The 23594-nt window shown below is 63.3% G+C and carries 21 protein-coding genes, 2 tRNA genes and 1 pseudogene; 14 read left to right on the plus strand and 10 right to left on the minus strand.

Features of this window, described 5'->3' with window-relative positions:
• Positions 1-196: 196 nt before the first annotated feature.
• From CXZ05_RS10705 to rpmH, 8 genes are all read right to left on the minus strand, one after another.
• The gene (locus CXZ05_RS10705) at positions 197-1540 is read right to left on the minus strand and encodes a ParB/RepB/Spo0J family partition protein (protein WP_102972584.1); all 1344 of its coding nucleotides are present in this window, start codon (positions 1538-1540) and stop codon (positions 197-199) included.
• 67 nt (positions 1541-1607) lie between these two features.
• The gene (locus CXZ05_RS10710) at positions 1608-2660 is read right to left on the minus strand and encodes a ParA family protein (protein WP_102972585.1); all 1053 of its coding nucleotides are present in this window, start codon (positions 2658-2660) and stop codon (positions 1608-1610) included.
• An 85-nt stretch (positions 2661-2745) separates the two neighbouring features.
• Positions 2746-3396: a 16S rRNA (guanine(527)-N(7))-methyltransferase RsmG gene (gene rsmG / locus CXZ05_RS10715; RefSeq protein WP_102972586.1), complete on the minus strand. Its 651-nt coding sequence runs from the start codon at positions 3394-3396 to the stop codon at positions 2746-2748.
• 19 nt (positions 3397-3415) lie between these two features.
• Entirely contained in the window at positions 3416-3979 is a 564-nt protein-coding gene (locus CXZ05_RS10720) for a R3H domain-containing nucleic acid-binding protein (RefSeq protein ID WP_102972587.1), read from the minus strand.
• Positions 3979-4959, minus strand: a complete 981-nt coding sequence (gene yidC / locus CXZ05_RS10725; RefSeq protein ID WP_102972588.1) for a membrane protein insertase YidC — start codon at positions 4957-4959, stop codon at positions 3979-3981. The genes CXZ05_RS10720 and yidC overlap by 1 nt, the downstream gene beginning before the upstream one ends.
• A 16-nt stretch (positions 4960-4975) precedes the next feature.
• The gene (gene yidD / locus CXZ05_RS10730) at positions 4976-5371 is read right to left on the minus strand and encodes a membrane protein insertion efficiency factor YidD (RefSeq protein WP_102972589.1); all 396 of its coding nucleotides are present in this window, start codon (positions 5369-5371) and stop codon (positions 4976-4978) included.
• Positions 5364-5789 (minus strand): ribonuclease P protein component, encoded by a 426-nt coding sequence (gene rnpA / locus CXZ05_RS10735; RefSeq protein WP_102972590.1) that lies wholly within the window; start codon positions 5787-5789, stop codon positions 5364-5366. Before rnpA ends, yidD begins: the two co-directional genes overlap by 8 nt.
• A gap of 40 nt (positions 5790-5829) precedes the next feature.
• Complete coding sequence (rpmH, locus tag CXZ05_RS10740) at positions 5830-5967, minus strand: 50S ribosomal protein L34 (RefSeq protein ID WP_003800212.1); 138 nt, start codon at positions 5965-5967, stop codon at positions 5830-5832.
• Between the two features lie 473 nt (positions 5968-6440).
• On the opposite strand from rpmH, the gene dnaA reads away from it, so the two are divergent.
• The 12 genes and pseudogenes from dnaA to CXZ05_RS10795 all read left to right on the plus strand — a co-directional run bounded on the left by dnaA (position 6441) and on the right by CXZ05_RS10795 (position 19637).
• The gene (gene dnaA / locus CXZ05_RS10745; RefSeq protein WP_102972591.1) at positions 6441-7862 is read left to right on the plus strand and encodes a chromosomal replication initiator protein DnaA; all 1422 of its coding nucleotides are present in this window, start codon (positions 6441-6443) and stop codon (positions 7860-7862) included.
• Positions 7863-8398: 536 nt separating this feature from the next.
• A complete protein-coding gene (dnaN, locus tag CXZ05_RS10750) occupies positions 8399-9523 on the plus strand; it encodes a DNA polymerase III subunit beta (RefSeq protein ID WP_102972592.1) in 1125 nt (374 codons plus the stop codon).
• Positions 9524-9548: 25 nt separating this feature from the next.
• Positions 9549-10460: pseudogene (gnd, locus tag CXZ05_RS10755) on the plus strand (phosphogluconate dehydrogenase (NAD(+)-dependent, decarboxylating)); the annotation flags it as partial.
• A complete protein-coding gene (gene recF, locus CXZ05_RS10760) occupies positions 10460-11662 on the plus strand; it encodes a DNA replication/repair protein RecF (protein ID WP_102972594.1) in 1203 nt (400 codons plus the stop codon). The pseudogene gnd and the gene recF, both read left to right, overlap by 1 nt.
• Entirely contained in the window at positions 11649-12206 is a 558-nt protein-coding gene (locus CXZ05_RS10765) for a DUF721 domain-containing protein (protein ID WP_102972595.1), read from the plus strand. The genes recF and CXZ05_RS10765 overlap by 14 nt, the downstream gene beginning before the upstream one ends.
• 361 nt (positions 12207-12567) lie before the next feature.
• Positions 12568-14658 carry a DNA topoisomerase (ATP-hydrolyzing) subunit B gene (gene gyrB, locus CXZ05_RS10770; protein WP_102972596.1) on the plus strand — a complete coding sequence of 697 codons (2091 nt, stop codon included), beginning with the start codon at positions 12568-12570 and terminating at the stop codon, positions 14656-14658.
• Positions 14659-14716: 58 nt separating this feature from the next.
• Positions 14717-17452: a DNA gyrase subunit A gene (gene gyrA, locus CXZ05_RS10775; RefSeq protein ID WP_102972597.1), complete on the plus strand. Its 2736-nt coding sequence runs from the start codon at positions 14717-14719 to the stop codon at positions 17450-17452.
• On the plus strand, positions 17449-18096 hold the full coding sequence (locus tag CXZ05_RS10780; protein WP_102972598.1) for a DUF3566 domain-containing protein: 648 nt from the start codon (positions 17449-17451) through the stop codon (positions 18094-18096). The genes gyrA and CXZ05_RS10780 overlap by 4 nt, the downstream gene beginning before the upstream one ends.
• 98 nt (positions 18097-18194) lie before the next feature.
• Positions 18195-18268 (plus strand) — tRNA-Ile (locus tag CXZ05_RS10785).
• Positions 18269-18338: 70 nt separating this feature from the next.
• Complete coding sequence (locus CXZ05_RS23275; protein WP_219726545.1) at positions 18339-18458, plus strand: DLW-39 family protein; 120 nt, start codon at positions 18339-18341, stop codon at positions 18456-18458.
• A 71-nt stretch (positions 18459-18529) separates the two neighbouring features.
• Positions 18530-18605, plus strand: a tRNA-Ala gene (locus CXZ05_RS10790).
• 108 nt (positions 18606-18713) lie between these two features.
• Entirely contained in the window at positions 18714-19637 is a 924-nt protein-coding gene (locus tag CXZ05_RS10795; protein ID WP_102972599.1) for a DMT family transporter, read from the plus strand.
• Between the two features lie 22 nt (positions 19638-19659).
• Here the strand turns inward: CXZ05_RS10795 and CXZ05_RS10800 are convergent, their stop codons facing one another.
• Together CXZ05_RS10800 and CXZ05_RS10805 are read right to left on the minus strand one after the other, a co-directional pair.
• Complete coding sequence (locus tag CXZ05_RS10800; protein ID WP_102972635.1) at positions 19660-20532, minus strand: glycosyltransferase family 2 protein; 873 nt, start codon at positions 20530-20532, stop codon at positions 19660-19662.
• A gap of 143 nt (positions 20533-20675) precedes the next feature.
• On the minus strand, positions 20676-21641 hold the full coding sequence (locus CXZ05_RS10805) for a hypothetical protein (RefSeq protein ID WP_102972600.1): 966 nt from the start codon (positions 21639-21641) through the stop codon (positions 20676-20678).
• 156 nt (positions 21642-21797) lie between these two features.
• On the opposite strand from CXZ05_RS10805, the gene CXZ05_RS10810 reads away from it, so the two are divergent.
• Positions 21798-22343: a peptidylprolyl isomerase gene (locus CXZ05_RS10810; RefSeq protein WP_102972601.1), complete on the plus strand. Its 546-nt coding sequence runs from the start codon at positions 21798-21800 to the stop codon at positions 22341-22343.
• A gap of 4 nt (positions 22344-22347) precedes the next feature.
• The gene (locus CXZ05_RS10815; RefSeq protein WP_102972602.1) at positions 22348-23229 is read left to right on the plus strand and encodes a rhomboid family intramembrane serine protease; all 882 of its coding nucleotides are present in this window, start codon (positions 22348-22350) and stop codon (positions 23227-23229) included.
• Positions 23230-23594 lie beyond the last annotated feature (365 nt).

Raw genomic sequence — 23594 nt, forward strand, 5'->3', positions numbered from 1 at the left:
TGAGGCCCAGCCGCTCCATTACCCGTACTTGCAGTCCTTGCTGCACCCTCCATCTTGGCCGTGTGAGCAACACAGGGGTAGCAAGGGCAGCCATGAACCGCCCAGTACTACCGTCGACAGGCGTCGCCCACTGAAATAAACCACCCGGACACAGAAAGGGCCCGTTCGGCTGAACGGGCCCTTTTCGACTGACTCTTTAGTTTTCGGCCCCTGGCGCGAGGACGTCCATGATGCGGTTGAGGTCCTCAACGCTAGCGAATTCGATACTCACGCGGCCTTTACGGGCTCCGAGCGAGATCTTCACATTGGTGTCGAGCCTGTCCGAGAGCGAGGAGGCCAGGTAATCCAGCCGTTCGTGGCGTGCGCCCGGACGGGGAATGTTGTTCTTCGCCGGCGTCGCAGGTTCACGGTGCAAGGTGACCGCTTCCTCCGTGGCGCGGACCGACATGCCTTCAGCCACGATCTTCTGCGCCAGGCGTTCCATGGACGCTGCATCGGGAAGCGCGAGCAGGGCCCTGGCATGGCCGGCAGACAGTACATTGGCGGCAACACGACGCTGCACCAGCGGCGGGAGCTTCAACAGCCGCAGAGTGTTGGACACCTGCGGCCGTGAGCGGCCGATGCGGTCAGCCAGCTGCTCGTGAGTCGTGCCGAAGTCCTCCAGCAGCTGCTGGTAAGCGGCCGCCTCTTCCAGCGGATTCAGCTGGCTGCGGTGCAGGTTCTCCAGAAGTGCGTCCCGCAGCAGGTCATCATCCGTCGTGTCCCGAACAATCGCGGGGATCGTGGAAAGTCCAGCGGCTTGTACTGCCCGCCACCGGCGCTCACCCATCACCAGTTCATACGGTTCTCCACCCTTTTCGGTTGAAGTACGCACCACAATTGGCTGGAGGACACCTATTTCACGAACGGAGTGAACGAGCTCCGCCATGTCATCCTCATCGAAGACAGAACGGGGCTGTTTGCGGTTTGGATGGATGTCCGTGACAGGAATCTCGGCAAAACGGACGCCCGGTACCTCGATGAGATCAACACCGTTGTCAGAGACAGCAGCAGAGTCTACGTTCTCCCCTTCAGCGGCAGCCTGGGCCGAAGCCGCATCATTCTTGGGCTCATCCGCCGAGGACGTGTCCGGGCGAGCAGCTTCGGACTTCCCAGCATCCTTGCCGGCCCTGGCTGTGCCGGACTTTGCAGAAACCGCGCCGGCCTCCGAATCACCTCCCTTGGAAGGGGCGATCTTCGCCGCGGACGTGGCAGGGGAGGGCTTCACCGCATCCGGGGCACCCTCAGTGCCTTCGTCAGTACCCGCCTCAGCCGGAGCCTCGGCCGGACCCTTCCGACCGGACCGGCGAGCAGGCGTTTCGTCGAGGTCAGACTTATCCGGCTCAACGGCCGGGACGGGTTCAGCCGTCTTGCGCGCCTCGGGGAAGAACAGATCCACAGGGCGCGACGGAGCAGCTCCGTTACCCGAAGCGCTTGCGGACGCGGAACTTGGAATGAGTGCGCCAAGACCGCGACCGAGCCCGCGTCGCTTATCGCTCATGGATGATTCCCTCCATCGGAAGAGCCCGGCTATACCGGGCTCCGGCTGTTGCTGTGTTTGGAAAATTCTAACGCTCAGCGATTTCCGCTGCGGCTTCCAGGTAGGACAACGCGCCGCTGGAGGATGGATCGTACGTCATGACGGTCTGCTGGTAACTGGGCGCTTCGGAGATCCGCACAGAGCGTGGAACGACGGCGCCGAGGACCTGCTCCGGAAAGTGCTGCCTGACTTCAGCTGCGACCTGGGCAGCCAGGTTGGTGCGTCCGTCGTACATGGTGAGCAAAATCGTGGAAACTTCCAGTTCTGCATTCAGGTGCTTCTGGATCATCTCGATGTTCTTCAGCAGCTGGCTCAGTCCCTCGAGTGCATAGTATTCGCACTGGATGGGGATGAGCACCTCGCCGGCCGCACAGAAGGCATTGACCGTCAGCAGGCCCAGGCTGGGCGGGCAGTCGATGAAGATGTAGTCGAGCCGCTGTTCGCCCTTCTTCTGCCGCGACTTGGCATAGACGTCGATGGCGCGGCGGAGGCGTTGCTCCCGTGCCACCAGGGAGACGAGCTCGATCTCGGCGCCGGCCAGGTGGATGGTGGCCGGGGCGCAGATGAGGTTGCTGATGTCCGGGCACTGTGCGACTACGTCTTCGAGGGGCAGATCGTTGATCAGGACGTCGTAGATGCTGTCGACGTCGGCATGGTGCTCAATGCCCAGTGCCGTGGACGCGTTACCCTGCGGGTCGATGTCGATGACCAGGACGTTCAAGCCCGCAGCCGCCAACGCCGCAGCGATGTTGACAGTGGTTGTGGTCTTTCCCACTCCACCCTTTTGGTTTGAGACCGTGAAGACGCGTGTCTTCTCCGGCTTCGGCAGGTTGCGGCCGAGGAGCCGTTCCCGCCTCCTGTTCTCGTGCGCGAGTTCCCGGGCGATGGGACTCGAGTCATCCAGGGTGTCCAAGACGTTTCCCCGCGCCGCGGTTTCACGTGAAACCTTGGGGGCGCTCGTGCCCGCAACCGGATTGGACTGATTTATTGTCGTAGCGACCGGTGATACGCCAAAGGCACGCGCCGACCCCAGAGACACGAACGGGGGAATCCGCTGCGTGGAGGTTTCGCTACTGGTCACTGGGACACACTCACTCTCGTTCGGCTTTCACTGCCGTTCTCTAGCCTAACCGCTACACCCTAAGGACCCGCGGCACCTTGCGGGGCTAGGCCCTCTTTTGGGTCTTCTTAACTACGATGCGCACCACCGTGGTGGGCTCCTCGAGCAGGTCTTGGCCTACAGTGACCACCGACGTCTCCACGCCACCAAGCTTGCGAATGGCCTTAGCCGCCTTGTCGATCTCATCGGCGGCGCTGCGACCCTTGATGGCCACGACTTCACCCTCCCCGCCGAGCAGCGGAATGGTGAGGCCAGCAAGATTGCTCAGGGCGGACACTGCCCGGGCGGTCACGACGTCGGCCGTCACCATCCCAACGGCAAGTTCAGCACGCGTACGCATGACGGTGACGTTACTCAAACCGAGATCGTCAACCACTTCCTGCAGCCAGATCACCCGGCGCTCCAGCGGTTCGATGAGGGTCAGTTCGAGGTCAGGGCGTGCGATAGCGAGGCAAAGGCCCGGCAGGCCGGCGCCGCTTCCGACGTCGGCGACGTGGCTGCCCTGGGCAATTTCACTTTCGATCACCGCACAGTTCAGGACATGGCGTCCCCAGAGCCTGGGGATTTCCCGCGGACCGATGAGTCCTCGCTCGGTGCCTGACGTCGCGAGGTGTTCGACATACCGTTCAGCCAGGCCCAGGCGGTCGCCGAAGATCTTCTCCGCCGCCTGTCGCTCGGCTGCCGTCATTTCAACCATCAGTAAGTCAGCCAACGGTTCAGTCGGCGGAAACGACGATGTGCCGGCCTGCACCCTCGCCCTCGGACTCGCTGACGAATCCAAGGTCGGCGACGGCGTCGTGGACGATCTTCCGCTCGTAGGCGCTCATGGGCTCCAGCGCGACGGCGTCGCCGGTTTCCTTGACGGAGGCGACGGCGTCTTCAGCGATCTTCTGCAGGTGGCCCGCGCGTTCCTTCCGGTAGCCGTTGATGTCGAGTACCAGGCGTGAGCGGTTTTCCGTCGCAGAAAGAACGGACAGCCTGGTCAGTTCCTGAAGGGCCTCCAGGACCTCGCCGTCCTGCCCGACGAGGCTTTCCAGCCCGGCGGATTCTTCCTCGGCCACGATCGAGATGTAGGTGCGTCCGTTGCGGACCTCGATGTCAATGTCACCGTCGATGTCGGCGATGTCGAGCAGTTCCTCAAGGTAGTCGGCGGCTACATCGCCCTCTTCTTCCAGGCGGCTTGCCGTCGTGCCCTTGCCCGCATCTGCGGCAGCGGCAACGGAGTCCTGTTCTTCGCCGGCTTCAGCGGAAAGTGCGTGCTCAGAGCTCTCAACAGACATTACTTCTTCTTCCTGTTCTTGCGTTGTGGCTGAATGCGCTGCGTCCGGGCCTCGGCAACCGACGCGGCGGCAGCAGCTTCCGCTTCGGCGTCAGCCTTCTTGCCGCCCAGGATGGGAAGGGCCGGAAGGCCCTTGGCGGCACGGCGCTCGGCAAGGGCCTTGGCGGCGGGGGATCCCGGCGTCGGCATCCGGCGGATTACGAAGAACTGCTGCGCCATAGTCCAGAGGTTGGTGGTGGTCCAGTAGATCAGGACACCGATGGGGAAGTTGATGCCGCCCACGCCGAAGACGATCGGCAGGATGTAGAGCATCATTTTCTGCTGCTTCATGAACGGGCTGGCCATGGCCTCTTCGGACATGTTCTTGGCCATGATCTGCTTCTGCGTGATGAACTGCGAGGCCGTCATGGCCAGGATCATCAGGATCGAGAGGATCCACACGGCCACCTCATTGCCGCCCGGGGGCGTGCCATGAAGCAGGGTCGCGGACAGCGGAGCGCCGAAAATGCTGGACTTGTCGAACTGCTGGACCTGGTTCGCGCTCATGGCGCCGATGCCTTGACCGCTGGAGCTGGCGTTCGCGACGCCGGACAGCACCTGGAACAGCGCGAAGAAGAACGGCATCTGGATCAGCATGGGGAGGCAGGCCGAGAACGGGTTGGTTCCGTGCTTCTTGTACATGGCCATCTGCTCCTGGGCCATGGCCTGGCGGGACAGCTGGTCGGTCTTGCCCTTGTACTTGTCCTGCAGCTTCTTCAGGTCCGGCTGCAGCAGCTGCATGCCGCGCTGGGCCTTGATCTGCTTGACGAACACGGGGATCAGCGCGGCCCGGATGACCAGCACCAGCCCGATGATGGACAGCGTCCAGGTCCAGCCGGAAGCCTCCGGCATCCCAATGCTGCTCAAGCCCTCGTGGAAGCCCACCATGATGATGGACACAAGCCACTTGAACGGAAACATGATTGTTTCAAAGAAGTCCATACGATATCCCTATTCGTCAGGCCGCAGCGCGGCCTTCTTCATCAGTCTGAGCAGCCAGATACTTGTCCGGATTGTTCAGCACAACAATTGTGGGGGTCCGGTTTTCAGGCCATTCCCGGTGGCCGGCGGGGACATGGTCCACGCCGCCGGCGTTCCACGGGTGGCAACGTGCCAGGCGCCTGGCCGCGAGCCAGCTTCCCTTGACCGCGCCGTGGACGGTGACTGCTTCAAGCGCATAGGCCGAGCAGGAGGGAAAGAAGCGGCAAACCTGGCCGTATAAGGGGGAAATCACCTTGCGGTAGGCCAGGAGCAGAAGAATGAGGATATTGCGGGGCAGGTTCCAGATGAAGCTGCCCGCGGCCGCTGCTGCGGACTTGAAGGAACGGACGACGGCGGCACTCGGGTCAAGCACGCTGTGTCCCCTCCTGTGTTGTTCCGTCCGGTCGCGTTCCGGCTGGCCGTTTTCCGGTCACTACCGGAACGCGCCCAGCCAGCCGCCTCATGGTGTGTTCCAAGGCGGCGTTGTAATCCGCCAGGAGTTCATCCCAGCTGGCTGTTGCCGAGGCAGGTAAAGCACGCACCACAATAGCGAACCCGGTGCCGTACTCGCGCAGCGAGAAAGCGCCGGCTTCTCTTAGTCTCCTCTTAACGAGGTTCCTGGCAACAGCGTTCCCGACAGCCTTGGAGACGATAAAGCCGATGCGGCTTGGTTCGTCGGCTCCAATAGTTGCCGTATATAACACTACGTTCCGGCGTCCATTGCGGACGCCGGAACGTACAGTTGTTGAAAAATCGGTTGAAGTCCTCAGGCGGTTCCGGGTGGCAAGCACCGCTAATCTCGCAGAAGGAAGAAGACCGACAAGTCAGTATTTAGGCCGACAGTTCGGTGCGACCCTTGCCACGGCGGGCGGCCAGAATGGCACGGCCGGCACGGGTGCGCATACGAAGGCGGAAGCCGTGCTTCTTGGCCCGACGGCGGTTATTCGGCTGAAAAGTCCGCTTGCTCACGTTAGTTACTCCAGTGGATCAAAGGTGCGCCCACCCGATCAGTAAAGGGGAAGAACTGGCCGACGCTAAGTTTTGTATGTGTCTGCTTCCCCTGGATTTTTCCGGAACACACGAAGCGTCCGAAAGTCCAAAATGGGGTCAGAAAGCAGGCACAAAGGACTCCACAACGTTAGGGCAAAAGGCCGCCGGGAGTCAAACCGGCAGGCCGTCCCGCGTGTTTCCCCAGCTGTGGCTAACGGGGTGCCGAACCTGTGGATGAAGCGGCTCACGGTCGCCGTTTTCGAACCACAACGGTGTAATTATCCACAAGGCACTTCCCAGCTATCTTCTAGGCTTTTCATCCCCTAGAGTGTCCCAGTAGCCGATTATCCACGGACTGTGCATAACCCTGTGGATTAAGCCGGGCCAGCACCCTGGTTCCGGGCTTGCGGCTGCATGTAATGCAGACAGCAAGCTTTGAGGAACCAAATTTGATGACAGTAGACGAAGCCAACCACGCCAACACTGTCGGAAGTTCCTGGCGGCGCGTGGTGAATCTTCTCGAACAGGACGACCGCGTTTCGCCCCGGCAACGCGGCTTTGTCATCCTCGCGCAGGCCCAGGGCCTCATCGGTTCCACCCTTCTCGTCGCAGTGCCGAACGAACTCACCCGGGAAGTGCTCCAGACGCAGGTCAAGGACGCTCTCGACGACGCGCTTCGGAACGTCTTCTCGGACGACATCCGCTGCGCCATCGACGTCGACACCGATCTGGTGCCCATCCACGAAGAGCCGGAACCCGTCGTCGAGCTTTCCCTCGCAAACGATCCGTCCATTGAGCAGAAGCCGCAGCCCATGCTGCCGAGCACCTCGCACGAGTTCGGCCGGCTCAATCCCAAGTACGTATTCGACACCTTCGTGATCGGATCCTCCAACCGGTTTGCCCATGCCGCAGCCGTCGCCGTGGCCGAGGCCCCTGCCAAGGCCTACAACCCGCTGTTCATCTACGGCGACTCGGGCCTGGGCAAAACCCACCTGCTGCACGCGATCGGCCACTACGCCCGGCGCCTGTACAGCGGGATCCGCGTTCGGTACGTCAACTCCGAGGAATTCACCAACGACTTCATCAACTCGATCCGTGACGATGAAGGCGCCAGCTTCAAGACGACATACCGCAACGTCGACGTCCTGCTGATCGATGACATCCAGTTCCTGGCCGGCAAGGACCGGACATTGGAGGAGTTCTTCCACACGTTCAACTCGCTGCACAACAACAACAAGCAGGTGGTCATCACCTCGGACCAGCCGCCCAAGCTGCTGGCAGGCTTCGAGGACCGGATGAAGTCCCGCTTTGAGTGGGGCCTGCTGACGGACATCCAGCCGCCCGAACTGGAAACCCGCATCGCCATCCTCCGGAAGAAGGCCCTCAGCGAAGGCCTCTCCGCCCCGGACGACGCGCTGGAGTACATCGCTTCGAAGATCGCCAGCAACATCCGCGAACTCGAAGGCGCTCTCATCCGTGTGACGGCGTTCGCCAGCCTCAACCGCCAGCCGGTGGACGTGGCCCTCGCGGAGATGGTGCTCAAGGACCTCATCACCGACGACGGCGCCCAGGAAATCACGTCGGCCCAGATCCTGCAGCAGACGTCCGAATACTTCAAGCTCAGCATGGAGGAGCTCTGCAGCAAGTCAAGGACCCGGACACTGGTGACAGCACGGCAGATCGCCATGTACCTGTGCCGCGAGCTGACTGACATGTCGCTGCCCAAGATCGGCCAGGAGCTCGGCGGCCGGGACCACACCACCGTGATCCACGCAGACCGCAAGATCCGTGAGCTGATGGCCGAGCGGCGTGTGATTTACAACCAGGTCACCGAGCTCACCAACCGGATCAAGCAGCAGCAGCGCGACTCCTGATCCCAGGTTCTTAACCTTATTAACAGGGGCGTGTGGATAACCCTGTGGACAGTTAAGGGGACAACCGCGGTTAATGGGCTTAAAACCCTTAAGGCGTCTGTGGATCACCGCAACAGCCCAAAATGTTGTCCCCATCCACACCCTGTTTAAAACGTGCCGAACCCACAGTCCATGAACAGGGCTTAACCGCGGAACCGAGCCGTGAAACCGGGTTATCCACAGTTTCCACAGCAGTTATTAACACTACTAATCCCAAAAAATTGAAATCCCTCAAATAACAATCTCGTTCCCGCACCTCCACCGCACCGGCCAAAGCATCGGCCACCGGTAGCCGGCAGAGCCGGCACCACTGGCGGGGATGGGGAAATCCCCGTTGTTCCGGCTAAGCTGTCTGCAGCGCTCCCATCCCTGGGTCTGTTTGCGGTCGGCCATGCGCGGACCATGCAGGTTCCGGACTTTGGGGGCACCGGTCTTGTGGGCTCCTTGTGAGTTACCGTTCAGAAAATGGCAGCAGCAATGAAAGGCGGCACCCTTCCGTGAAGTTCAGAGTCGAACGGGACGTCCTGGCAGAAGCCGTCACATGGACAGCCCGGTCGTTGTCTCCGCGGCCGCCAGTACCCGTGCTCTCCGGCCTCCTACTCAAGGCCGAATCCGGGACCGTCAGCCTGTCCAGCTTCGATTACGAGACCTCAGCACGGCTTGAGATTCCTGCCGACATCAGGGACGAAGGCACCATCCTGGTGTCCGGCCGCCTGCTCGCGGACATCTGCCGCAGCCTTCCGTCGGCACCGGTGGACATCGAAACCGACGGCAACAAAGTGACGCTGACCTGCCGCCGAAGCAGCTTCCACCTGGCCACCATGCCCGAGGCGGAATACCCGCCCCTGCCTGCGCTGCCCACCATCACCGGTACTGTTGCCGGCGACGCCTTCGCTCAGGCTGTGTCCCAGGTGATCATTGCGGCCAGCAAGGACGACACCCTTCCCATCCTCACCGGCGTGCGGATGGAGATCGAGGATGACCTCATCACCCTTCTGGCCACGGACCGCTACCGGCTGGCAATGCGGGAAGTACCTTGGAAGCCCGTCACTCCGGGCATCTCCACCAGTGCCTTGGTCAAAGCCAAAACGTTGAACGAAGTTGCCAAAACTTTGGGCGGCAGCGGCGACATCAACCTGGCCATCGCCGACGACGACAGCCGGCTCATCGGCTTCGAAAGCGGCGGCCGCACCACCACGTCACTGCTGGTCGACGGCGACTACCCCAAGATCCGCTCGCTGTTCCCGGATTCCACACCAATTCACGCCACCGTGCAGACCCAGGAACTTGTGGAAGCCGTCCGCCGAGTCTCGCTCGTTGCAGAACGCAACACCCCGGTCCGGCTCGCGTTTACACAGGGCCAACTGCACCTCGACGCCGGCACCGGCGAGGACGCGCAGGCCTCCGAAGAGCTCGAAGCACAGCTGTCCGGCGAAGACATCACCGTGGCCTTCAACCCCCACTACCTCGTTGAAGGCCTCAGCGTGATCGAAACAAAGTTTGTGCGTTTCTCGTTCACCACGGCACCGAAGCCTGCCATGATCACCGCGCAGAACGACATCGACGGTGAGGACCAGGACGACTACCGCTACCTCGTGATGCCGGTGCGCCTGCCCAACTAAGCCACTTGCCCAACTGATTCCCTAACCATCCGCGCAGAAAAGAGTTCACACGGTGCATATCGGACTGATCGGCCTCGGAAAAATGGGTTTCAACATGCGCGAACGGCTGCGCAAGGGCGGGATTGAGGTCACTGGCTTCGACCGCAACCCCGAGGTCACCGATGTCGCCTCCACGGACGAGCTCATCGCCGCACTTCCTGCGCCCCGCCTGATTTGGGTCATGGTTCCGGCCGGTGAAATCACCGACGCCGTCATCACCGAGCTCGGTGCGAAGCTGCAGCCCGGCGACATGGTGATCGACGGTGGCAACTCCCGCTTCACCGAGGACCAGAAGCATGCCGCGGCCCTGGCCGAAAAGGGCATCCGCTTTGCCGACTGCGGCGTCTCCGGCGGAGTCTGGGGCCTGCAAAACGGTTACGGGCTCATGGCTGGCGGCGACGCCGAGGACATCGAGCGTGCCCTTCCCGTCTTCGATGCACTCCGCCCGGAAGGTGACCGCGCGGACAGCTTCGTCCATGTGGGCGGCGTCGGCGCAGGCCATTACGCGAAAATGGTGCACAACGGCATCGAGTACGGCCTGATGCAGGCCTACGCGGAAGGCTATGAACTCCTCGCCGCCAAGGAAATCGTCACGGACCTTCCCGGAACGTTCCGCGCCTGGCAGAAGGGAACGGTTGTGCGGTCCTGGCTGCTCGACCTCATGGTGAAAGCCCTGGACGAGGATCCGGGACTGGCCTCGATCGACGACTACGTCGAAGACTCCGGTGAAGGCCGCTGGACCGTGGAAGAGGCGATTGCCAATGCGGTTCCGGCTCCGGCCATTACCGCCGCGCTGTTTGCTCGCTTCGCCTCCCGCGAGGACAATTCGCCGGCCATGAAAATGGTGTCCGCACTGCGCCACCAGTTCGGCGGGCATGCCACCCGTCCAGCCAAGTAGTGTACCTAGAACACCTGTCCCTGACCGACTTCCGCAGTTACGCCCAGGTGGATCTCCGGTTTGACCCGGGCGTGACGGTCCTGGTCGGCTCCAACGGTATCGGCAAGACCAACCTGATGGAAGCCATCGGCTACCTGGCCACACTGAGTTCGCACCGTGTCAGCGCCGACGGGCCACTGCTGCGCTTCGGAACCGACCGTGCCCTGATCCGGGCGAAGCTGGTCCGCGGCGAACAGTCCACCATCCTGGAGCTCGAAATCAACGGCGGCCGGGCCAACCGCGGACGCATCAACCGCAGCAACCCGGTCCGTGCGCGCGACCTGCTGGGCATCTGCCACACGGTCCTGTTTGCCCCGGAGGACCTGGCGCTCGTCAAGGGGGATCCGTCGAACCGGCGCCGTTTCCTTGACGAGCTCTTGGTGAGCCTTATTCCGCGGCACGCTGCCACCCGCAGCGACTATGACCGGGTGCTCAAACAGCGGAACGCACTGCTGAAATCTGCACGGGCCGGTAAGTTCACGGCGGGCCACGAAGCCACCCTCGATGTCTGGGACCAGCACATGGCACGCGCCGGGGCAGAGCTGCTCCACGCCAGGCTGGAACTCGTCGAGCGACTGCGGCCGCACCTCAACAATGCCTACGCCCAGCTCACCGATGGCTCGAAGGCCGCCGATGCGGTCTATCGCTCAACGCTGCAGAACATGATGGACGACGACGGCGAGCCGGCCAGCGCTTCGACGGCACCATCCGGGCCGGGAAACCCGGCCGAGGATCTGCGCCTGCTGTCCGTGGATGAGCTTGCCGAACGCTACGTGCAGGCCTTCGCGGCGTCCCGCCGCAAAGAACGCGAACGGGGCATCTCACTGGTGGGTCCGCACCGGGACGAGCTGGAACTCGTGTTGGGCCAGGCCCCCGCCAAGGGATACGCTTCGCACGGTGAAACATGGTCCATGTGCCTTTCCCTGCGGCTGGCGTCCTACTACGTCATGCTCGACGACGCCCGCACCGGAGGCTCCGCACCGATCCTCATCCTCGATGACGTTTTCGCCGAACTCGATGTCCAGCGGCGGCGTAAACTGGCCGCAATAGTTGCCGGCGCCGAGCAGGTGCTGGTCACCGCCGCAGTCGACGCCGATATTCCGGACGAGCTGTCGGGCCGGCGGGTGAAGGTAATCCCGGGAGGAATCGATGAACAGGGATAAGGACGGCGGCCTGCAGCCGGGCCGCGATCCCGATGAAATCGATGCCGCCCAGGCGGCGCTGAACAGAATGCGTGAGGCAGCGGCAGCCCGCGGCGAAATCCGCCGGAAGGCGCCGCGGGCCGGCGCCAGTCAAAAACCGCGAACCGCTTCCGGGGGAACGCGGGGCTTCAGCCAGTTCCACTCCACCGGACGCGATCCCTTGGGACTGGGAAAAGTCGTGGGGAGACTTGTCGCCGAACGTGGCTGGACCTCCCCGGTGGCCGTGGGCTCGGTCATGGCCGAGTGGCCGGCCCTTGTGGGCCCGGAAATCTCTGCCCATTGCACCCCGGAGAGCTTCACCGATACCACCCTCCATGTCAGGTGTGATTCCACGGCGTGGGCGACGCAGCTCCGGCTGCTCAGCATGAGCCTGCTCGAAAAGTTCCGTTCCGAACTCGGTGATGGCGTGGTCACGAGCATCCAGGTGCTGGGCCCGGCGGCACCGAGCTGGCGCAAGGGCGGGCGTACCGTCAACGGCCGCGGACCCCGGGACACCTACGGATAAGAGAGAAACCGGAAACGGCGTACAGGGCGCTCGAACCGCCGTCGGCCGTATAGGAGCCCAAAACGTGGGCTGCTGGAGCCTTGCAGGCGGAGTCAATGGCCAGCGAGAGGCACATCGGGCCGGTTCCGCGCCCCGCCAATGCAGGAAACGGCCGCGTTTCACGATAGAATTCCCCTAGATAACTGGGCGCGGGTGAAACGTTGACTGAGTCCGTTTTCCCGCGCTTTTTTCATGAGCGGGAGCGGTTCCGCAGGTCGACAAGTAGCTGGCGCTACAGTGACGTGCCTTTTGGCGGCCGCCCTTTGCTTCGGCGGACGGCGGAGGCCGGCCATCATCGAACATAGAGGAGTCGAAAGCGCCTGTGGCTAACGACAATACAGATATCGAGGCAGTGGAGCCCGTGACGGAGGATGCCCCAACCACCGGTAATCCGGCTGCGGCTGCCACGCCGCGGGAGTACGGTGCCAGCGACATCACCGTTCTTGAGGGTCTCGAGGCCGTACGCAAACGGCCCGGCATGTACATCGGCTCCACCGGTCTGCGCGGCCTGCACCACCTGGTGTACGAAGTGGTGGACAACTCGGTGGATGAGGCCCTCGCTGGTTACTGCACGCACATCGAGATTGTTCTGCAGGCGGACGGCGGCGTCAAGGTAACCGACGACGGCCGCGGCATCCCTGTGGACATCCACCCGACCGAGGGCAAGCCCACCGTCGAGGTGGTCATGACCATCCTGCACGCCGGCGGAAAGTTCGGTGGCGGCGGCTATGCCGTTTCCGGCGGCCTGCATGGTGTGGGCATCTCCGTGGTCAACGCCCTCTCCTCCCGCGTGAACACCGAGGTCCGCCGGCAGGGCCACGTCTGGCGGATGGCCTTTGCCGACGGCGGAAAGCCCCAGGGCGCCCTGGTCCAGGGTGAAGAGACCAACGAGACCGGAACCACCCAGACCTTCTATCCGGATGCGAGCATTTTCGAATCCGTGGAATTCGACTTCGAAACACTCCGCGCCAGATTCCAGCAGATGGCTTTCCTCAACAAGGGATTGCGCATCACGCTCACCGACGAGCGCCAGGCAGCAGCCGGGACGGACGAAGCCGGCGACCTGGACCTGGACGGCGTCCTCACCGAGGGTGAGGTCCTTGCCGAGCACCGCACGGTGGTTTACCAGTACAACGACGGCCTCCTTGACTACGTCAAGCACCTCAACTCGAGCAAGAAGGTGGATGTGGTCCACGAGGACGTCATCGCCTTCGAGACCGAGGACGTCGAGCGGCACATCGCCGTCGAAATGGCGATGCAGTGGACCACCGCGTACTCCGAAAGCGTGCACACGTACGCCAACACCATCAACACGCATGAGGGCGGTACCCACGAAGAAGGGTTCCGCGCTGCGATGACGTCACTTATCAACCGCTACGCGCGGGATAAGAGCATCATCAAGGAAAAAGAAGAGAATCTCACGGGCGACGACATCCGCGAAGGCCTGACGGCCGTTATCTCCGTGAAGCTCTCCGAGCCACAGTTCGAGGGCCAGACCAAGACCAAGCTGGGCAACTCCGAAGTCAAGGGCTTCGTCCAGCGCGTGGTCACCGATCAGCTCGGCGACTGGCTGGAACGGAACCCCGGCCCCGCGCGTGACGTGATCCGCAAGGCCATTTCCGCCGCGCAGGCCCGCATGGCCGCGCGCAAGGCCCGTGACAATGCGCGCAGGAAGAGCCCGCTGGAGTCCTTCGGCATGCCGGGCAAGCTCTCCGACTGTTCCTCGAAGGATCCCTCGAAGTGCGAGGTCTACCTGGTGGAGGGCGACTCGGCAGGCGGTTCGGCCAAACGCGGACGCAACCCCGAAACACAGGCCATCCTTCCGCTGCGCGGCAAGATCCTGAACGTGGAGCGGGCTCGCCTGGACAAGGCGCTGGGCAACAACGAGGTCCAGTCCATGATTACCGCGTTCGGCACGGGCATCGGCGAGGACTTCGACCTGAGCAAGCTGCGTTACCACAAGATCGTGCTGATGGCTGATGCCGACGTTGACGGCCAGCACATCACCACGCTGCTGATGACCCTGCTGTTCCGCTACATGCGGCCGCTGATCGAGAACGGCTACGTCTACCTCGCGCAGCCGCCGCTGTACCGCATTAAGTGGTCGAATGCTCCGCACGACTACGTTTACAGCGACCGTGAGCGCGACGCCGTTCTGGTCTCCGGCCAAGCCGCGGGCCGCCGCATTCCGAAGGAAAACGGTATCCAGCGCTACAAGGGCCTGGGCGAGATGGACTACACCGAACTCTGGGATACCACCATGGACCCGGACCGGCGCACCCTCCTGCAGGTGACCATGGAGGACGCAGCAGCAGCCGACCAGATTTTCGCGGTGCTGATGGGCGAGGACGTTGAGTCGCGCCGAAACTTCATCCAGCAGAACGCCAAGGACGTGAGGTTCCTCGATATCTAGCGGTTTCCGCTTGCGATATTCCAGGACCGACATATACCTGAAACGGAAAATATAGACTATGAGTGATGAAACACCCGAGGTCCCGGCCGAGTCTCCCGACGCCACGGAGCCGGTGCTGGAGGGCGACGTGCTGGTCGACCGCGTGGAGCAGGTGGACCTGCAGACGGAGATGCAGCGCTCCTACCTCGACTACGCAATGGCCGTTATCGTCGGCCGTGCGCTGCCGGACGTACGTGACGGGCTGAAACCCGTCCACCGCCGCGTGCTGTACGCGATGTTCGACGGCGGGTACCGCCCGGACCGTGCTTTCAACAAGTGTGCCCGTGTGGTGGGCGAGGTCATGGGCCAGTACCACCCCCACGGCGATACGGCGATTTACGATGCCCTGGTGCGCCTGATCCAGGATTGGACCATGCGCTACCCGCTGGCGCTGGGCCAGGGCAACTTCGGCTCACCCGGCAACGACGGTGCCGCGGCCCCGCGTTACACGGAAACCAAGATGGCGCCGCTCGCCATGGAGATGGTCCGTGACATCGACGAGGAGACCGTCGACTTCCAGGACAACTACGACGGCAAGAACCAGGAACCCACCATCCTCCCGGCGCGGTTCCCCAACCTGCTGGTCAACGGGTCCTCGGGCATCGCCGTCGGCATGGCCACCAACATCCCGCCACACAACCTCCGCGAGGTGGCCGACGGCGTCCAGTGGTACCTGGCCAACCCGACCGCCAGCCGCGAGCAACTCCTCGAGGAACTGCTGAAGCGCATCAAGGGACCAGATTTCCCCACTGGCGCCACCATCCTGGGCCACAAGGGCATCGAGGACGCCTACCGCACCGGCCGCGGCTCCGTCACCATGCGCGCTGTGGTCAACGTCGAGGAGCTGCAGGGGCGGACCTGCCTCGTCGTCACCGAGCTGCCCTACCAGGCCAATCCGGACAACCTGGCCATCAAGATTGCCGAACTGGTCAAGGACGGAAAAGTCCAGGGCATCGCGGACCTCCGCGATGAGACGTCCGGCCGCACCGGGCAGCGCCTCGTCATCGTCCTGAAGCGCGACGCCGTCGCCAAGGTGGTGCTGAACAACCTCTACAAGCACACCCAGCTGCAGGAGAACTTCGGCGCGAACATGCTGGCGATCGTGGACGGAGTGCCGCGCACTCTCAGCCTCGATGCCTTCATCAGGCACTGGGTTACCCACCAGTTGGATGTCATCGCCCGGCGCACGCGCTACCGCCTGCGCAAGGCCGAGGAAGAAGCGCACATCCTGCGGGCCCTCCTCAAGGCATTGGACATGCTGGACGAGGTCATCGCCCTGATCCGCGCCTCGAGCACTACGGAGGCAGCACGCGATGGCCTGATGCAGCTGCTGGAAATCGACGAGATCCAGGCCCGTGCCATCCTCGACATGCAGCTCCGCCGGCTGGCTGCCCTGGAACGCCAGAAGATCCAGGACCGCCACGCCGAGCTCGAATCGATGATCGCCGAATACAACGCGATCCTCGCTTCGGAGGAACGCCAGCGCTCGATCATCAGCGAGGAACTCGCCGAGATCGTGGCCAAGCACGGGGACGACCGCCGCACCCAGATCCTGATGGGCTACGACGGCGACATGTCCATGGAAGACCTCATTCCCGAAGAGGAAGTCGTGGTCACCATCACCCGCGGCGGCTACGTCAAGCGCACGCGGAGCGACAACTACCGTTCGCAGCAGCGCGGCGGCAAGGGCATCAAGGGCGCCCAGTTGCGCGGCGATGACGTGGTGGAACACTTCTTCGTGACCACCACCCACCACTGGCTGCTCTTCTTCACCAACTTTGGTCGGGTATACCGGGCCAAGGCCTACGAACTTGCCGAGGGCGGCCGCGACACCAAGGGCCAGCACGTGGCAAACCTGTTGGCTTTCCAGCCGGACGAGCATATTGCCCAGGTGCTGGACCTGAAGGACTACCAGCACGCACCGTACCTGGTGCTGGCCACCAAGCGCGGCCTGGTCAAGAAGACCCGGCTGGAGGACTACGACACCAACCGGTCCGCAGGCGTCATCGCCATCAACCTCCGGGATGAGGACGAACTGGTCTCCGCGCAGCTGGTTTCCGAGACGGACGACCTCATGCTGGTGTCGCGGAAGGGCCAGTCGATCCGCTTCACGGCGACCGATGACGCACTCCGGCCTATGGGACGTGCCACGTCCGGCGTGACAGGCATGAAGTTCCGGGAGGACGACGAACTGCTCGCCATGAACGTGGTGGCCGAGGGCTCCTACGTATTCGTGGTGACCGAAGGCGGCTATGCCAAGCGCACCGCCGTCGAGGAATACCGGCTGCAGGGCCGCGGCGGCCTCGGCATCAAGGTGGCCAAGCTCGCCGAGGAACGCGGGGATTTGGTGGGCGCCCTGGTGGTGCAGGAGGAAGACGAAGTCCTCGTGGTCATGGGCGGCGGCAAGGTGGTCCGTTCATCCGTGGCCGGCGTCCCCGCCAAGGGCCGCGACACGATGGGCGTCATCTTCGCGAAGCCGGACAAGAATGACCGCATCATCGAAGTGGCCCGCAACACCGAACGCGGCCTCGAGGAGGAAGTTGAAGCCAGCGCAGAGCGTGAATCCGAAGCCGACCACACCGATGAACCGAGTGCGTCAGAAATCTTGGCTATCGCTGCCGATGACGTAACGTTGGCTGAAGATGCCGGACCAGGCGTGGAATCCGCAGAGGCGGCTTCAGGACTGGCCGATGAAGCAGAAGGAACGTCCGGCGATGCTGAGGCGAACGAAGACAACACCGGAGGTAACGAGTGAGTAATTCCGACTCATTTCCCAAACCGAGCAGTAATGGTCCCGGCGGGATGCGTCAGCCGGCGTCCGCTCCCCGGGTGAACGCCCCGGTGCGTCCCCAGCAAAGCCCGGCCACGCCGTCGGGCCCTCCGGGGCAGCGCCCAGCAGGTGCGGGACAGCGCCCGGCGCCGGCAGGACAAGGCCAGCGGCCGGCGGCGCCGGCCCAGCGCCCGGCAGCCCCCGGACAGCGCCCCCAAGGCGCGCCGGGTGCACAGGGGCTGGTCAAGCCGGCTCCGAAGGCCAAGGTGCGCCGCGCACGGCTTCTGGTCAGCAAGGTTGACCCCTGGTCCGTCCTGAAGATGGCGTTCCTGCTGTCCGTCGCGCTCGGTATCGTCACAGTCGTGGCCGCAATCGTTCTGTGGACCGTGCTGGACCTGACTGGCATCTTCGACCAGGTGGACAGCCTGCTGGGAACGCTCGCCGGTTCCGAGGGCGGCGGCTTCGAACTGAAGAAGGTCGCATCGCTTGGCCAGGTGGCGTCCTTCGCGACCATTATTGCCGTCGTGAACGTGGTCCTGCTGACCGCCCTGTCCATGCTGTCGGCCGTTCTGTACAACATCTCGGCAACGCTTGTCGGGGGTATCGGCGTGACCCTCACCGACGACTAAAAACCCGTATTTCCGCGGAAAAACTCCGGTGGAATGCCTCGATTTGAGATCGGGCCGGGATGTGCTGTAGAGTCATGTCTCGGCCCGATGAGGCATCGGGGCGTATAGCTCAGGCGGTTAGAGCGCTTCGCTGATAACGAAGAGGTCCCAGGTTCAAGTCCTGGTACGCCCACGGAACCTGCACAGGTTCAAGACGAGGTTTAGGCCGGATTCCCTAGGGATCAAGCCAGAACGGGGTGCATGTGAAGAAGTTGCTGGTCATTGCAGCTGCAATCGCAGGCGCCCTCCTCTACAAGAAAAAGGTGCAGGAATCCGAAGCCCGGAAAACAGTCTGGAGCGAATCAACCGACAAGGTTGAATAGCCCGGATCCCGGTGCGGAGGCTGGTAAGCCAGGCTCCGGAACTAGGGTATGATAGACGGGTTGCTTCTTATGGGGGCATGGCGCAATTGGTAGCGCACCTGCTTTGCAAGCAGGGGGTTCGGGGTTCGAGTCCCCGTGCCTCCACCATAAGGAAGGTCCCGGTCGGAAACGGCCGGGACCTTTTGCTTTGCCTTGTTAGGTGCCTCTCCCTTGGTCTCGAGTGGCTCAACCGGCGGGGCACACTACTGTGGAAGCGTGAATCTCTTCCTTGCTGCCTTGGGCGTCCTGGGTGTGGCCTCGTCAGGACCGCTGATCGCCGCCACACTCGGCGCCACCACAGTCACGGCCCTTGCCATCGCCTTCTGGCGCAACGCCATCGCAGCAGCCGTCATGGCCACCCCCACCTTGGTCCGGGAACCGCGCCAGTTCGGCCGCATCGGGCGCTATGAGTTCCGCTGGTCTCTCGTTGCGGCCGTGGCCCTGGCACTCCACTTCGCCTGCTTCATCACGTCCCTGCAGCTGACCTCCGTGGCAGCCGCTACGGCCCTCGTCTGCCTGCAGTCCGCCTGGATCGCCATCATTCAGCTCTTCCGCGGCGTGCGGCACCGCTGGCAGGTCCTGGTGGGCCTGGGCATCGCCTTCGGCGGCGTCGTGGCCATCACGGGTTTCGACATGGGAACCTCCCCCGATGCCCTGCTGGGCGACCTCCTGGCCATGGCCGGCGGACTCCTCGCGGGAATATACACCCTCGCCGGCGGCCGGGCCCGCCAGAGCATGACCACCGGAACCTACACGTCCCTCTGCTACGGCATGTGTGCTGTCCTGGTCGCGGTGCTGGCGATCTCCACCAACCAGCCCCTGTCCGGGTTCGACGCCGGCGGCTGGCTCGGGATTCTGGCCATCACCGTGTGTGCCCAGCTCGTGGGGCATACGGCATTCAACCACCTGCTGGCCACCATGAGCCCGCTGCTGGTGTCCATGATCATCCTGCTGGAAATACCCGGTGCGGCCCTTCTCGCCGCAGTATTCCTGAACGAGACACTCCCGGCGGGCACCTACGCCGGGCTGGCGCTCATTCTCGTGGGCCTCGCCGTCGTGGTGACCGGGCAAAGAAATGGCAAGGCCGGGCGGAGCACGCCGCCGGAGGAACGTCCGCTGGCGGAGCTGGGGGCTGACTGACGGCGCCGGGCCCTCCGTGGTGCTACTGGCCTCCGCGGCGAACTGGCTGGCTGGTGTTGACGGTGTGGATGGCGCGCAGGAGCTTGGCGGGGAAATACACGGAGAAAAACACCACCATGGGCGCCTTGAGGGCCATCTTCTTCACGTTGTGGGCCTTGTAGGTGCGGTCGAAGCGGGTCACGTAGTAGCGGTAATCGCGGGGTGAGTCCTCGAGCCGGCGGGCCGACATCCCGGAGACCATCTGTGGCCAGTACTGGACCTTGAGGTCGTGGTCAGCGAGATGCAGGGACAGGTCGATGTCCTCGTGCATCTCGTCTCTTTCGTCCCGGCAGCATTCGCTGCGGATGGTTTCCCATGCGGACCGGCGGAGGGCCATGTTGGACCCGAACAGGAAGTGGTACTGGTGCTTGGCCAGCTTCAGCATCAGCTGGCGCATCTTGTCATCCGCTTTGAGGCCGAAACGCCGCATAGGCATGTCGTAATAAACTACGGGGCCGGTGGCAGCGGAGGTGGAAAGGTCCTCGAAGGCCTTTTGCACCTGCTCCACCCAGTCGGGTTCCACCACCGAGTCGGCATCGATCCGTCCCAGAATGTCCCCGGTCGCGTGGTCCAGGCCAAAGTTACGGGTGGGAATGAGTCCCTGCTCCCTGTCCTGGCGGAGCAGGATGATGGGACTCTCCGGATACTCCTGCTGCATCTGCGTGACGATCGACGCCGTGCGGTCCTTGGACATGTTGTCCACCACGATGATCTCGTGCGCCGGAACCGATTGGTACACCGCCGCGATGAGGCACTGCCGGATGACACCTTCCTCGTTGTAGGCCGGGATAACAATCGATACGCGCGGCGGCTCAGCGTCAGTCAAGGCATCCTCTGCGGATCTATCGGGTGACATCACGTCAAACTTAGCACCGATGCTTTCCATCCCGGCGGCACCGTGCCTGTCAGGCAGAGCGATGCGCGGATACGACCGCACCGACGCCAGGAGGGGCCCCGCAACTGCGGAACCCCTCCTGGCACTGCCTTACAGGCAAGTGGCTACGACTTCTTGTCTGCACCGTTTTCGATATCGGATGCGATGTTCTTCACCGCGGGCGTGGCATCGGTGGCAACTTCACCGGCGTCGGAGTCCGCGTCCTCGGCAACGTGCTTTGCCTTGTCAGCGGAAGTGTCCGCTTCGTCCTCTTCCAAGGAGGCCAACTCTTCCAAGGAAGCCGACGTGGTTGCGGCGGGAACCGGTGCCGGCGTCTCCGCAGCCGATCCAACACCGGTGGCGGACGCCGCGGGGGTGGTGACTTCCTGGGTTGACGGTGCGGGCGTTACGGGTGCGGGGGTCTTCCAGGGGTCCTCGACGGGCTTGGAAGCCTTCCACGCCGCAACCCCGGCAGCCACGGCCGCGGTGATCACGCCGACAATGAGGAGCCCGCGCTTCTTCGGCTTCGGCGGCTCCACCACCAGCGTCTTGCCCGAGACTGCCCGGCTGGCCTCGCTTGCGGCTGACTTCAGGTGCCCGCCAGCCACCTGTGCCTGTTCCTGGATGGTGTGGATGATGCCGACGTCGCCGAGCCGCTGGGCCACCGCGTCAATGCGTGCCGGTGTGCCCTCAAGGGTCCGGTGGACCACCTCGGAAGCGGTTCCGATCTGGTCGGAGAACCGGGGAAGGTATTCCACCACGACTCGGTCGCGGGCCTGGGTGATGACGGGCGTCGCCCGGTCCAGGGCCTCGTGCATGCGCGGCGTCGCACCCTCCACGACGTCGTGGATCTTAGGTGCAAGCTGTGCCAGGCCGTCCTGGATCCGGGGCGTCACCGTGGCGACGCCGTCGGCAAGGTTGTGTGCCGCCACCTTGAGCCCCTCCTGGATCTTGGGGGAAGCGGTGTCGAGGCCCTGCTGCAGGCGGGGAACTGCCCAGTCCACTGCTGCCTCCACGCGGTCTTTAGCGTTCTCAACTGCAGAACTGACCGACAACTCCAGTTCGCGGGCAATACGATCCGATTTCTTCACAACTACCTCCCGATTAATGTGACGGTTCTGTTGTTAGCCTACGTGCACGAACAGCCAGCCTGCTATCGATCCGGCGGATTCACGGTGGATTTCACCGAGCGCGGAACTGTCTTTACCGCCCCGGTTCGCGTTGACCCGCCGTGAAAGAATGGCCCTATGACTGCCTCAGCAACTGCAAAAGCAACCATCCACACCAGCCTCGGCGACATCGTCGTGAACCTCTTCGGCAACCACGCGCCCAAGACCGTTAAGAACTTCGTGGGACTGGCCACCGGCGAACAGGCCTGGACCCACCCGGAGACCGGCGAGGACAAGACCGGGACGCCGCTCTATGACGGCACCATCTTTCACCGGATCATCAAGGACTTCATGATCCAGGCCGGCGACCCGCTGGGCCGCGGCACCGGCGGACCGGGCTACCGTTTCGACGACGAGATCCACCCCGAGCTGAGCTTCAGCGCACCGTACAAACTGGCCATGGCCAACGCCGGCATCCAGATGGGCAAGGGAACCAACGGTTCACAGTTCTTCATCACCACCATCCCCACGGACTGGCTGCAGGGCAAGCACAGCATCTTTGGCGAAGTCGCCGATGAGGAATCCAAGAAGGTTGTGGACGCCATTGAAGGTGTCCGCACCGGCATGGGCGACCGCCCGGTTGAAGATGTGACCATCAACAGCATCGACATCGAGCAGCTCTAGCCACATGAGCTACGGAACTCCGGCGGCGGAGCCGTCAGCGCAGGCACCGGTGTGCCCCCGGCACCCGGACCGGCCCTCGTATGTCAGCTGCCAGCGTTGCGGGCGGCCGGCATGCCCTGAGTGCCAGCGCGCGGCCGCCGTCGGATTCCAATGCATTGACTGCGTCAACGAAGCAAAGCGTACGACGCCGACCGCTCGGACCGTCTATGGCGGCGCCATTGCATCCGGCAAGCCCGTAGTAACGTTCGCCATCATCGCGGCGTGTGCACTCCTGTTTGTTCTGCAGTGGGTGCTTCCCGGAAACGCGGTGTTCCGGACCCTCGCTTATGCGTCGGTTTACGCAACGCCCGAGTACGGCGTGTTCCAGCCATGGCGCATGCTTACTTCCGCTTTTCTGCACTCCCAGGGCTTCCTGCTCCACATCGTCCTGAACATGTACACCCTGTGGATTTTCGGCCAGGCACTGGAACCGTTGCTGGGACGGATCCGCTTCCTTGCTGTGTACCTTCTGTCCGCCATTGGCGGATCGGTGGGATACCTGCTTATGACGCCGATCCTGCCCGAGGGCGGACCTGTGGGCCTGGTCGGTGCTTCCGGCGCGATTTTCGGACTGTTCGGCGCCATGCTGGTGGTCCAGCGGCACCGGGGCGGTGAGACGAGACAGCTCTGGGTGCTCATCGCCATCAACGGCGTCATCGGCTTCATGGTGCCGCAGATCGCTTGGCAGGCCCACCTGGGCGGCTTTATTACCGGCGCCATGTGCGCAGCCGTCATTGCCTACGCCCCGCGCGGCCCGCGGCGCAACATCCTGCAGGCCGGAGGGCTGGCGCTCGTTCTGGCCCTGCTGGCCGTGGCTTCCTGGTATCGCGTGCTTGTGGTGTCCTGACGGCTTCTAACGGTCTCATGGTGCGGCCCATCCTCTAATGCCCCTGCTTTCCGAAGCGGGGGCATTTTTTGTGTCCACTGGCCGCGGCTGGGAACGCACGCCGCCGGGCGAGTTTTCCACAGCGGTTATCCACACTGTTAATAACTTACACTGTTGTAAGTCAACGGCTGGCCCGCGAGATCGCGGGCTGGGGGGCCGCTTTCAGTCATTTTGCACGCATCCGTCCACACCTGTGGATAACTTAGACGCCCTCCCCTGTGGTTAAGTGGACAACTTTGCCCAAATCAGGCCGGAGCGGGGCGTCCTGGGCATAAGCGGGCACCTCAGCGCCGGTGAAGGGGATTAACAGGCGTCCTTTCAACAGG

The organism is Arthrobacter sp. AFG20 (assembly GCF_002892795.1).
Classification (GTDB): Bacteria; Actinomycetota; Actinomycetes; order Actinomycetales; family Micrococcaceae; genus Arthrobacter.

What these genes read in the sequence shown, in the direction of transcription:
- yidC (WP_102972588.1), bottom strand. Translation starts at nt 4,959, where the DNA reads ATGGACTTCTTTGAAACAATCATGTTTCCGTTCAAGTGGCTTGTGTCC.
- CXZ05_RS10720 (WP_102972587.1), bottom strand. Translation starts at nt 3,979, where the DNA reads ATGTCTGTTGAGAGCTCTGAGCACGCACTTTCCGCTGAAGCCGGCGAA.
- gyrA (WP_102972597.1), top strand. Translation starts at nt 14,717, where the DNA reads ATGAGTGATGAAACACCCGAGGTCCCGGCCGAGTCTCCCGACGCCACG.
- CXZ05_RS10765 (WP_102972595.1), top strand. Translation starts at nt 11,649, where the DNA reads ATGAACAGGGATAAGGACGGCGGCCTGCAGCCGGGCCGCGATCCCGAT.
- rsmG (WP_102972586.1), bottom strand. Translation starts at nt 3,396, where the DNA reads ATGGTTGAAATGACGGCAGCCGAGCGACAGGCGGCGGAGAAGATCTTC.
- CXZ05_RS10810 (WP_102972601.1), top strand. Translation starts at nt 21,798, where the DNA reads ATGACTGCCTCAGCAACTGCAAAAGCAACCATCCACACCAGCCTCGGC.
- CXZ05_RS10800 (WP_102972635.1), bottom strand. Translation starts at nt 20,532, where the DNA reads ATGTCACCCGATAGATCCGCAGAGGATGCCTTGACTGACGCTGAGCCG.
- dnaA (WP_102972591.1), top strand. Translation starts at nt 6,441, where the DNA reads ATGACAGTAGACGAAGCCAACCACGCCAACACTGTCGGAAGTTCCTGG.
- CXZ05_RS10815 (WP_102972602.1), top strand. Translation starts at nt 22,348, where the DNA reads ATGAGCTACGGAACTCCGGCGGCGGAGCCGTCAGCGCAGGCACCGGTG.
- CXZ05_RS10705 (WP_102972584.1), bottom strand. Translation starts at nt 1,540, where the DNA reads ATGAGCGATAAGCGACGCGGGCTCGGTCGCGGTCTTGGCGCACTCATT.